This window comes from Empedobacter sp. UBA1574 (genome assembly GCF_002322895.1).
GTDB classification, from domain to species: domain Bacteria; phylum Bacteroidota; class Bacteroidia; order Flavobacteriales; family Weeksellaceae; genus Empedobacter; species Empedobacter falsenii_B.
Window position 1 is genome coordinate 19,674 of the sequence record NZ_DCOI01000037.1, and the last position, 11,969, is coordinate 31,642.

An 11,969-nucleotide genomic window follows, 5' to 3' on the forward strand; every position below is an offset into this window, starting at 1 on the left:
AAAAAAGAATAATGTTACAACTAAAAAAATAAAAAATCCTCTTATAGAAATATAAGAGGATTAACCTAACTAACTTAAACCTATGAAAAGTTGTTCTACTTTTCTACTGCAAGTATAGAAATTAATTATTTATTAAGCAATAAAAATTTAGAAAAATTGTTAAAAATGTCTTAATTAACTAAGAATGATTCTAAACTATTGAAATCTGTTAACGAAATGATATAATTCATTGTGATTAGAGCAATGGGATGATTAAATTTGTGGAAATATCTAAAAAATTAAACGAATTGCTTTATGGCAAATGAATCATTACTAAAATCGTCGATTGGTAAGAAGTTCGCGATGGCGCTTTCAGCGTTATTTTTGATCGTGTTCTTGTTACAACATTTCGTGATTAATGCATTATCTGTTATTAATCCGAATGGGTTCAATGAAGTTTCGGCTTTCATGAGTGATAACCCTTTTATCCAATATTTAATGCAGCCTATTTTATTAATTGGTGTTGTATACCACTTTGTAATGGGGTTTGTATTAGAAGCGCAAAACAAGAAAGCGCGTGGACCAGTTGCTTACCAAAAGTATAATGGTGCTGCAAATGCTTCTTGGATGTCAAGAAACATGTTAGTTTCTGGATCTGTAATTTTAATTTTCTTATTATTACACTTGTATGACTTTTGGGTTCCTACAATTACTGATCACTACATTGTTCCAAATCCTGAGTTTGCTCAAGGAAATTACTTTATGGATCACTTAAACCACGTTTTCACATTAGAAGGTGCTTTAAGTTTTGTAAGATTAGTAATTTACATTGTTGCATTTGTATTTTTATCATTACACTTACAACATGGATTTGCATCAGCATTCCAATCTATTGGTGCAAGACACAACAAATACACTCCAGTAATTGTTGCTTTCGGGAAATGGTATTCAATTTTAATTCCAGCAGGTTTCATTATCATCGCTGTTTACCATTTTTTTGTTAAATAATTAAATAATATCAAGAAATGAGTATATTAGATTCAAAATCTCCAGAAGGAGATATCGCACAACAATGGAGCGAACACAAAGCACACCTAAACTTAGTGGCTCCAAATAACCGTGATAAAATTGATGTTATTGTTGTAGGTACTGGTTTAGCTGGTGGTTCTGCAGCTGCTACTTTAGCAGAGTTAGGATATAAAGTAAAAGCTTTCTGTTACCAAGATTCACCTCGTCGTGCTCACTCTATTGCTGCACAAGGGGGTATTAATGCTGCTAAAAATTATAAAGGAGATAACGACTCTATCTATCGTTTATTTTACGATACAATCAAAGGTGGTGATTACCGCGCTCGTGAGTCTAACGTTTATCGTTTAGCGGAGGTTTCTGGTAATATTATCGACCAATGTGTAATGCAAGGGGTTCCTTTTGCACGTGATTACGGTGGGTTATTAGATAATCGTTCTTTTGGTGGGGTACAAGTATCTCGTACTTTCTATGCGAAAGGTCAAACAGGGCAACAATTATTATTAGGAGCTTATTCAGCAATGAATCAGCAAATCCACTTAGGGCACATCCAAATGTACAACCGTCACGAAATGTTAGATATTGTACTTGTAGATGGTAAAGCTCGTGGTATTATCGCTCGTAATTTAATTACAGGTGAAATCGAAAGACATTCTGCTCACGCAGTAGTTATTGCTACTGGTGGTTACGGAAACGTATATTTCTTATCTTCTAATGCAATGGGTTCTAACGTAACTTCAGCATGGAAAATTCACAAAAAAGGTGCTTATTTTGCTAACCCTTGTTATGTACAAATTCACCCAACTTGTATTCCAATCCACGGAACAAATCAATCTAAATTGACTTTAATGTCTGAATCTTTACGTAACTCTGGTCGTATCTGGGTTCCTAAAAAGAAAGAAGATGCTGAAGCAATCCGTGCTGGTAAGAAAAAAGCAGTTGATATCAAAGAAGAAGACAGAGATTACTACTTAGAAAGACGTTATCCTGCATTTGGTAACTTAGTTCCTCGTGACGTTGCATCTCGTGCTGCAAAAGAGCGTTGTGATGCTGGTTATGGTATTGAAGCAAATGAAACTGGAGAAGGAGTTTATTTAGATTTTACAGATGAGATCAAGAAAAAAGGTCGAGAGGTTGCTTTCGCAAACGGAGATCAAAATCCATCAGATGCTGAAATCGAGAAATTAGGTAAAAAATGGATTGAAGAGAAATATGGAAACTTATTCCAAATGTATTGGAAAATTACAGATGAGAATCCATACGAAAATCCAATGCGTATCTATCCAGCAATTCACTACACAATGGGTGGTGTTTGGGTTGACTACAACTTACAATCAACAATTCCTGGATGTTTCGTAGTAGGAGAAGCTAACTTCTCTGATCACGGAGCTAACCGTTTAGGAGCTTCTGCATTAATGCAAGGTTTAGCAGATGGTTATTTCGTATTACCTTATACAATTGCAGATTATTTATCAGCAGATATTCGTACAGGTAAAATTCCTACAAATACGCCAGAATTTGATGAAGCTGAAAAGGCTGTTAAAGACCAAATTCAACATTTCTTAAGCAATAAAGGAACTAAAACTGTAGATAGTTTCCACAAACGTTTAGGAAATATTATGTGGAACAAAGTAGGTATGGCTCGTAATGCTCAAGGTTTAAAAGAAGCGATTGCTGAAATTGCTGCTTTACGTGAAGAATTCTACCGTGATGTAAAAGTTCCTGGTGATGCTAACGAAATGAACACTGAGTTAGAGAAAGCTGGACGTGTAGCTGACTTCTTAGAATTAGGACAGTTAATGGCAATTGACGCTCTTAACCGTAATGAGTCTTGTGGTGGTCACTTCCGTGAGGAGTACCAAACAGAAGAAGGTGAAGCAATGCGTGATGATGAAAATTATACTTATGTTGCCGCTTGGGAATATAAAGGTGATGATATCAACACTGAGGTTTTACACAAAGAGGAATTAAATTACAAATATATCGAGCTTAAAACTCGTAGTTATAAATAATAAAATCATTTTGCTTGATAACAAACCTTCAAGCAAAATGTCAAAATATCATATAGAATTATGGCATCATCAAAAACAATCAGCATCACGCTGAAAATTTGGCGTCAAAAAAACGCTAATGCTCAAGGAAAAATGGAAACATATTCCTTAAAAGATGTTTCTACTGATTCTTCTTTCTTAGAAATGCTTGATTTATTAAACGAGCAATTAATAGAGGAAGGAAAAGAGCCAGTTGCATTCGACCACGACTGTCGTGAAGGTATTTGTGGTATGTGTTCTTTATTCATCAATGGAGAAGCGCACGGACCAGATAGAGGTGTTACAACTTGTCAATTACATATGCGTATGTTCAAAGATGGTGAAACGATTTACATCGAACCATGGAGATCTGCTGCATTCCCAGTAATCAAAGATTTAATTGTAGACCGTTCATCTTTCGACCGTATCCAACAAGCTGGTGGTTACATCTCTGTAAATACATCAGGACGTACAGTAGATGCAAACAATATTCCAGTAAACAAAATGCATGCAGATGAAGCGTTCGACGCTGCAACATGTATTGGTTGTGGAGCTTGTGTTGCAACTTGTAAAAATGGATCTGCAATGTTATTCGTAGGAGCTAAAGTTTCTCAATTCGCATTGTTACCACAAGGACAAGTAGAAGCTGCTCGTCGTGCTCAAAAAATGGTTGCACAAATGGATTTAGAAGGTTTTGGTAACTGTACAAATACAGGAGCTTGTGAAATCGAATGTCCAAAAGGAATTTCTTTAGATAACATTGCACGTATGAACCGTGAGTATTTATCTGCAAAAATTGTATCACAAGAATAATAACATTCTGATATATATTAAAAGAGCGACATGTTTGTCGCTCTTTTTTTGTTATAATAATTGCAAAAAAAAAGGATTTCAATCTCTTGAAATCCTTCCCAATGTCAAATTCTTTCTTCTGAATAAGTCCATTGTAACTTGTTCTTTTTAAATGATTATAAAAAAGAATTTTTATAAATAGAACAAATATCTATTGTAAATAATAAATGAAATGTACTCATATATGAGAGACTATTAATCCTATGCAATAACTATGAGCAAAATCGATTTAAAAAGAACGTCTAGGGAAAAAAGGATTTCAATTTCTTGAAATCCTTCCCGAAATTTTTGATAATGATTTGAATTAATTTTCACCTTATTATGAAAATTCTCTGTCGGCTTAAAAATTTCGTTATTTTGTGGAAAAACAACTATTAATTTTAATGTTCTGTTTCAAAACAACTAAAGTATTTTGAAGTCCTGAACGAATAATTATTAATTCCTTGATGTAAAATTAAGGACAAAAATCATGTTTTGCAAATTATTTCAGATTAATTTTAAAAGTTTAACACATCAATAAATCTATTTAGAAATAAAAAATCCAGCACATTATGTGCTGGATTTTAAGTTTAAGATTACTAAAATATAGTGTTCTGAGATTATTTAATGTTCTTAAAACTTCTATTGATAAAATTTGTTAATTCTTTACCTTTTAACAAACCTTGCGATAATTTTGCTAGATCTAATGCTTGATTAATCAACGCTTCTTTTTCTTCTTTCGAATCTTTAGCTAAAATTTCTGTTGCTAAATCCGAGTTTGCATTCACAACAACATTATACATTTCAGGGAAATTACCCATTCCAAACATCCCAGCTCCGCCAGAAGCTTGCATATCTTTCATACGACGCATAAATTCTGATTGCGTAATGATGAAAGGTGCATCTGTTCCAGATAAATCTTCTAATTGAATTGTATATGATTTATTGTTGATTGATTCTGTGATTTCAGTTTTCAATTTTTCTTTATCATCATCAGATAATTTGGAAATTTTAACTTCATCTTTTTCAATCAAATTATTGATATGATCCGCATCAACACGAACAAATGTTACATTTTCTTTTGTAGATTCTAACTTCTGAATCAAGTGAGAAGAAATAGGAGAATCTAATAAAATTACTTCGTAACCTTTTTCTTTCGCAATTTGTATGTATTGATCTTGTCCATCAACATCAGACGCATAAAGAATTACTAATTTTCCGTCTTTGTTGGTTTGATTGTCTTTAATCGCAGTATTTAATTCATCCCAAGTAAAATATTTACCATCAACTGTTGGATACAATGCAAATTTGTCAGATTTTTCGAAGAATTTATCTTCCGAAATCATTCCATATTCAATTACAACTTTAATATCGTTCCATTTTTGCTCGTAATCTTCACGATTTTGATTCATTAATGAAGACATTTTATCCGCCACTTTTTTCGTAATATGTGCCGAAATTTTCTTCACAGCTCCATCAGCTTGTAAGTACGAACGCGAAACATTCAATGGAATATCTGGAGAATCTATCACACCACGTAATAACATCAAGAAATCAGGAACAATTCCTTTCACTTCGTCTGTTACAAATACTTGATTTTGGTATAATTGAATACGATCTTTATCAATATTGATGTTGTTTCCTAATTTTGGGAAGAATAAAATTCCAGTCAAATTAAATGGATAATCAACATTTAAGTGAATATGGAATAAAGGTTCTTCGAATTGCATTGGATACAATTCTCTGTAGAAATTTTGATAATCTTCGTCAGACAATTCTGATGGCGCTTTTGTCCAAGCCGGATTTGTATTATTGATAATATCATCAACTTCGATTTCCTCTGGTTTAGCATCTTCAGCAGCACCTTCTGGTAAAGGAAGTGTTTCTTTTTTCGTTCCAAATTTGATCGGAATTGGCATGAATTTATTGTATTTATTCAATAATTCACGGATTTTCCATTCGTCTAAAAACTCTTTCGAATCTTCAGCAATGTGTAAAACGATTTCAGTTCCACGCTCGGTTTTATCCGAATTTTCTAAGGTAAATTCAGGAGAACCATCACATGTCCAATGAACTGCTGGCTCGTCTTTGTATGATTTTGTAATGATTTCTACTTTATCCGCAACCATAAATGCAGAATAAAAACCTAAACCAAAATGTCCGATAATTCCGTCTGCATCTTGGTGTTGATTAATAAATTCTTCTGCACCAGAAAAAGCAACTTGATTGATGTATTTTTCAACTTCATCAGCTGTCATTCCCAAACCTTGGTCAATAATATGTAAAGTATTATCGTCTTTATTGATTTTTACTTCAATTTTTGGATTTCCGTATTCTACTTTTGCATCACCAATACTTGTTAAATGCTTTAATTTCAGGGTTGCGTCAGAAGCATTCGAAATCAACTCACGCAAAAAGATTTCGTGATCGCTGTATAAAAACTTCTTAATTAATGGAAAGATATTCTCTACCGAAACATTAATATTTCCTTTATTCATCGTTATTGTATTTTTTATTTTTAATAATTAGTTTTTCTTGTAAATAGTCTAAATCATGAGATTTGTAGACGGAATGTAAATTTCAAAAGATATTCCAAATGAAATTTTTCTGACATTTTGTCGTAAAATAGATCATGAGAACTGCTTATAATTGCTTAATTTTCGTTCAAATTTAGAAAGATGAAATTCGGAAAAGTAGAAAACCCAGAATTGGTTGATTTTACATTGCCAAAAACGCCAAAAGAAACGATTGATTTGTTGAATAAAGTTGATAAATCAGATAATTTCGAAGTATATGTAGGCTGTGCAAAATGGAATAAGCAAGATTTGAAGAATTTTTATCCGCCTAAAACAAAAGATGAATTGAGTTATTATTCAACGCAATTTAATAGTATCGAGTTAAATGCGACATATTATCGTTCGCCAAGTAAAGAAAATGTCGAAACTTGGGTAAATAAAACTCCAAAAGATTTTAAATTTTTCCCGAAAATTCCACAAAGTATTAGTCATTATGGACGATTGCAAAATGTGACAGATAAATTGAATCAATATTTGGATGCAGTTGCGTTATTTGAAGAAAAATTAGGAATGATTTTCTTACAAATGCACGAAAATTTTGCTCCAAAAGATTTTGAAAAATTAGAAAATTTCATTCAAAATTTTCCGAAAGGTTATCCGTTAGCTGTAGAACTTCGTCATGAAGATTGGTTTTCGAACGAAGAAAATTTTAATCGATTGGTTTCGTTATTAGAAAAGCATAACATTTCAAATATTATTGTTGATACAGCGGGTAGGAGAGATATGGTGCATATGCGATTGACTTCGAATGAAGCTTTTGTGCGTTTTGTTGGAGCAAATATTCCATCTGATTACGAGCGTTTGGATGAATGGATTGAAACAATTAAACTTTGGAAAGCAGAAGGTTTGCAGAAATTGTATTTCTTTATTCATCAAAATTTAGAGTTAGAATCGCCAATGTTAGCCAAATATTTTATTAAGAAATTAAACAATGATTTAGATTTAGATATTCGTGGTCCACAAGATGAATTGACGTTGTTTTAAGTGAAAATTAGCAAAAATAATTCTTTAAACCTCGATTGTTTCCACTAATTTTGCAGAACAAATAAAACAAAAGATTCTTCTCAATTATGAAACAATTTACTTCGGTTTATGATGTAGAAAACATCGACGAATTACTAAAAACAGCCTTAGAAATTAAAGCAAATCCTTTTGCTCAACAAGAAGTTGGTAAAAATAAAACAGTTGGTTTAATTTTTTTTAATCCAAGTTTACGTACACGTCTAAGTTCTATTAAAGCGGCTTATAATCTTGGAGCAAATGCTTGGGTTTTGAATGCTGGAGCAGATTCTTGGACATTGGAAATGGCTGATGGTGCTGTGATGAACGGAGATTCGCAAGAACATATCAAAGAAGCAATTCAGGTAATGAGTGCGTATTGTGATGTTTTAGGCGTTCGTACTTTTCCGAAATTAGTAGATCGTGATGAAGATTATAACGAAATCATGTTCAATAAAGTAAAAGAATTATCTTCTGTTCCTGTTGTGTCTTTGGAAAGTGCAACATTACATCCATTACAATCTTTTGCTGATTTAATTACAATTGCAGAAAAAACGGGTTATACGCCTGGGACAAAACCTGAAAAGAAAGTGAAAGTTGTGATGACTTGGGCGCCGCATCCACGTCGTTTGCCACAAGCTGTTCCGAATTCTTTTGCGCAATGGTTTTCTAAAGTAGATTGGGTAGATTTTACAGTTGTACAACCAAAAGGTTTGGAGCTAGATCCAAAATTTACTGATGGAGCAACGATTGCTTATGATCAAGATGAAGCGTTGAAAGATGCTGATTTTGTCTATGCAAAAAACTGGTCTTCTTATGAAAATTATGGTCAACCGAATGATGGTGATAAGGATTGGGAAGTGACAATGGATAAAATGAATTTGACAAATAACGGAAAATTTATGCATTGTTTACCAGTTCGTCGCAATGTAGTAGTATCTGATGAAGTTTTAGATTCTGATCGTTCTATCGTAATTGATGAAGCAACGAACCGAATTTTCTCAGCTCAAACCGTTTTTCACGAGATTTTGAAAAATAAGTAGTAAACTACAATTAAAAAAGGCTTAAAAATTAATTTTTAAGCCTTTTTTAATGATATTATTTCTCACTAAAGTCCAACATGAATATCTTTCGTAGTGGCTTCTTTTTGAGAAGTTTTATATTTTGAATCATAGTTCCAAATAATCTTATCTGAAATGGTTTTTCCATTAAGATTAGTTTCTGCAATGATTATGTTTTCACCTTTTTGCAATTGAACATTTTCAGCAACGAAATGAATCTTATTATAGCCATTTTTTACATTTTCAATCTTTTTACCATTTACAGTTAACGTTGGCGTTCCTTGATTAGAGAAGATTGTAACAGTTGTAAATTCATTTCCTCTATTTACCATTCTACGTTGCGTTAAATAAACAACAGGTTCTTTGCTCCAATTTGCTTTATACCAATAAAAAGGATCTTTTTTAATTTTTCGATCAAACGAAACCAAACCTTTGAAATTTCTTGGATTAACATTTAATCGTGTAATAGGCGTTGCAAAATCGAAAGTATTCCAAACATAAGATCCCAAAAATATTGGATGTTTTTCTATTGTTGCCCAATGAACAATATGAAATTTAGTTGCAAATTCTTCTGGAAAAAATGCAGGATCACTCCATTGATTTCCATAGTTCCCAGCAACTTCAACTTGATCTTCAGGTTTTGCTTCTGCGCCATATTCAGAGAAAATGATTTTGTAATCTTTGAATTTTTTCGAAATTTCATTCGCCCAAGTTTCAACATCTTCTTTGTCTGTCAAATTTTCTACTTCGCCATTGTACCATCCAAAATAATGATTAATTCCTTGTATATCCGCATTATTATTAACTGGATGATCGACCACATTATAACCACTTACTTGTACTGTATAACGATCAGAATCTTCTGTTTTAGCTAAGTCATTTAGCTTTGTTGTCAATTCGATGGTGTAATTATTTGGCGAATAAACTTCATTGTGTAATCCCCAAGTGTAAATAGATGGATGATTGTAATTTTGACGAATCAACTCTTTTAATTGTTGCATTGCATTATTTTCTTCCAAGGTTGTAACCTGATTCACAAACGGAATTTCTGCCCAAACAATCAATCCTAGACTATCACATTTCGAGTAAAAATAATCAGATTGTTGGTAATGAGCTAATCGAATAGAAGTTGCACCAATTTCTTTTATAATTGCTAAATCTTCATCGTGATCTTCATTTGATAAAGCCGAACCTTTTCCCCAGCGATCTTGATGTCTTGTCACGCCATAAAGCGGATATTTTTTGTCGTTTAAGAAGAAACCTTCGTTCGCTTTTAGTTCAAATTTACGAATACCCAAAGGTTGTGTTACTTCATCTAAAACTTGATTATTTTGTTTGATTTATGTCACTACTTTATATAAATATGGATCTTCTAATCCATTCCATAAATGTGGATTATTAACCTTAATATCTTGAATAATTTCTTGTCTTCCTTGTGGTGATAGAGTGTAAGGAGTGCTGATAGACTTTACAGTTTTATTGTTATGATCGATGATCGAAGTGAAAATTTCGATGTTATTTGTTTGAGCTGATTTATTATCAACTTTGACTTTAAGATGAATATCAGCCGATTTTTTACTAACATTTTTCTGAGAAATAAAAATTCCAGCCGAAGCAAAATCATTTACAGCAATATTGATAGGATCAGTAACAATTAACGAAACAGGACGATAAATTCCGCCATAAACAGGAATAAAACATGATTAACAGGAATAATTGCTGGATTTTCTTCGTTATTAGCTTTAACCAAAATTTCATTTTCTTGATCAAATTTTAACATTCCTGTCAATTCCAAAACAAAAGCAGAATATCCACCTTGATGACGACCTACAAAATTATAATTTCCGTTGTTTACATCACTTTGATAGCTTACTTTGTTCTTATTTTGAGTTGATTTTAAAGGAGAATTATTCATGTAAACTTCTGCATTTGCTCCAACACCTTCAAATTTGATAAAGATTCGTTTACCTTTCCAGTTTGTTTTTGGCGTAAAAGATTTTCTGTAATACGAATCACCCACATAAAAACGCTCGTTTGTACTATAAAAACCAGGTGTAACTTGGTTCGTTTGCATATCAGTTGCATTCCATGTATGTGGAACTTGAACCAATTGCCAATCGCCTTTGAAGATAGAATTGTAATTAATTTCTGCAGTGGTAAATGGCCCTTTTTTAAAGCTCCAATTAGAGTTGAAGTTTACTATTTCTCGTGCATTTACTATTTGTAAACCGATAAAGAGTAAAATTAGAGATGTTAAATTTTTCATGTGAGTTTTGATAAGCAGTAAAAATAGTAATTTCAAAAATGTAGGCAAAAAAGAAAGCCACTCGATTTGAGTGGCTTTTCTACTTATTTTGAATAGATAAATTATTTATCTAAAACTTCCATATCAAAATATAAAGTTGCATTTGGTGGTACAACACCTCCAGCACCTCTTGATCCGTAACCTAATTCGGCAGGGATAATTAAGAAAACTTTAGAACCTCTGTTGAACATTGTTAATGCTTCCATCCAACCTTGGATTAATCCTGTAACACCAACTGTTGCGTCTAGTGGTTGATTGCGATCGTAAGATGAATCTAATTTTTCACCATCATTTAAACGTAAAGTATAATGTACTTGAATTGGATCTCCTTGCACAGGTTTTGCTCCGTTTCCTTCTTCTAAAATTACATATTTTAATCCAGAAGGAGTAGTTTGCGCTTTAGCCTCTAATTCTTTTTGACGAGCAATTTCAGCATCTTTTTCAGCTTTTGCTTTCGCTTCAGCTTCAGCTTGTTTTTTTGCATGATTTGCTTTTGCAGTTTCAAAAGCTTCTCCACCGTTATATTTGGCGTATTTATCACCTTTACGAGCGATTTCTACTTTCTCAATCACAACTGGAACAACTGGTTTGTCATCTCTTGTTTTTTCTACATTAGCAATAGAATCTACAACTTCTAAACCTTCTACAACTTGTCCAAAAACAGTGTGTTTACCGTCTAACCATGGAGTTGGAACCTCTGTAATGAAGAATTGAGACCCGTTTGTTGCTGGTCCTGAATTTGCCATAGATAAAACACCTTTTTTATCGTGTTTTAATGTTGCATGAAACTCATCTTCGAAATCGTAACCAGGTCCACCTGTACCTCTTCCGTCTGGATCACCACCTTGAATCATGAAATCTTTGATTACACGGTGAAAAATGATTCCATCATAAAAAGGAATTCCTTTTGCTTTTGCTTTATTTTCTTTTGTACCTTCTGCTAATCCTACAAAGTTAGCGACAGTCATTGGAGCTTCTTCTTCGTATAATTTGATTGTCATTGCACCATGATTTGTTGTCATTTTTGCATACAATCCGTCTTCTAAACTTTTAAATTCTTCTTTACTCATCGATTTTGGAATTTTAACGCCACAACTAACAAGAGTAGTGATGACAGTTAAGATTAATAATATTTTTCTCATTTTAACTTTACAGTCTTTGT

General features: G+C 32.8%; 10 protein-coding genes. 5 read left to right on the forward strand and 5 right to left on the reverse strand.

The genetic code is table 11. The features are described 5' to 3' along the window. Positions 1-294 precede the first annotated feature (294 nt). The 3 genes from B3578_RS12420 to B3578_RS12430 are packed head-to-tail and all read left to right on the forward strand — an operon-like array spanning position 295 to position 3,848. A complete protein-coding gene (locus B3578_RS12420; protein ID WP_286495220.1) occupies positions 295-987 on the forward strand; it encodes a succinate dehydrogenase cytochrome b subunit in 693 nt (230 codons plus the stop codon). A gap of 17 nt (positions 988-1,004) precedes the next feature. Next, a complete protein-coding gene (locus tag B3578_RS12425; protein ID WP_286495219.1) occupies positions 1,005-3,017 on the forward strand; it encodes a fumarate reductase/succinate dehydrogenase flavoprotein subunit in 2,013 nt (670 codons plus the stop codon). 60 nt (positions 3,018-3,077) lie between these two features. Beyond that, the gene (locus B3578_RS12430; RefSeq protein ID WP_038337216.1) at positions 3,078-3,848 is read left to right on the forward strand and encodes a succinate dehydrogenase/fumarate reductase iron-sulfur subunit; all 771 of its coding nucleotides are present in this window, start codon (positions 3,078-3,080) and stop codon (positions 3,846-3,848) included. A 638-nt stretch (positions 3,849-4,486) separates the two neighbouring features. On the opposite strand, the gene htpG is transcribed toward B3578_RS12430, so the two are convergent. Continuing rightward, entirely contained in the window at positions 4,487-6,364 is a 1,878-nt protein-coding gene (gene htpG / locus B3578_RS12435) for a molecular chaperone HtpG (RefSeq protein ID WP_286495218.1), read from the reverse strand. 180 nt (positions 6,365-6,544) lie between these two features. Between htpG and B3578_RS12440 the strand changes: the two genes are divergently transcribed. Together B3578_RS12440 and B3578_RS12445 are read left to right on the forward strand one after the other, a co-directional pair. Further along, the gene (locus tag B3578_RS12440; protein ID WP_291049127.1) at positions 6,545-7,426 is read left to right on the forward strand and encodes a DUF72 domain-containing protein; all 882 of its coding nucleotides are present in this window, start codon (positions 6,545-6,547) and stop codon (positions 7,424-7,426) included. A gap of 86 nt (positions 7,427-7,512) precedes the next feature. Continuing rightward, positions 7,513-8,484, forward strand: coding sequence for an N-acetylornithine carbamoyltransferase (locus tag B3578_RS12445; RefSeq protein WP_280051133.1), 972 nt, complete (start codon positions 7,513-7,515; stop codon positions 8,482-8,484). Between the two features lie 65 nt (positions 8,485-8,549). Here B3578_RS12445 and B3578_RS12450 read toward each other — a convergent pair whose 3' ends face one another. From B3578_RS12450 to B3578_RS12460, 4 genes are all read right to left on the reverse strand, one after another. Further along, positions 8,550-9,800 (reverse strand): glycoside hydrolase family 2 TIM barrel-domain containing protein, encoded by a 1,251-nt coding sequence (locus tag B3578_RS12450; protein ID WP_291049132.1) that lies wholly within the window; start codon positions 9,798-9,800, stop codon positions 8,550-8,552. Between the two features lie 42 nt (positions 9,801-9,842). After that, a complete protein-coding gene (locus B3578_RS14420; RefSeq protein ID WP_409450446.1) occupies positions 9,843-10,196 on the reverse strand; it encodes a hypothetical protein in 354 nt (117 codons plus the stop codon). After that, a complete protein-coding gene (locus tag B3578_RS12455) occupies positions 10,157-10,768 on the reverse strand; it encodes a sugar-binding domain-containing protein (protein ID WP_286495215.1) in 612 nt (203 codons plus the stop codon). The genes B3578_RS14420 and B3578_RS12455 overlap by 40 nt, the downstream gene beginning before the upstream one ends. A gap of 101 nt (positions 10,769-10,869) precedes the next feature. Then, a complete protein-coding gene (locus tag B3578_RS12460) occupies positions 10,870-11,949 on the reverse strand; it encodes a peptidylprolyl isomerase (RefSeq protein ID WP_291049136.1) in 1,080 nt (359 codons plus the stop codon). Positions 11,950-11,969: the final 20 nt, after the last annotated feature.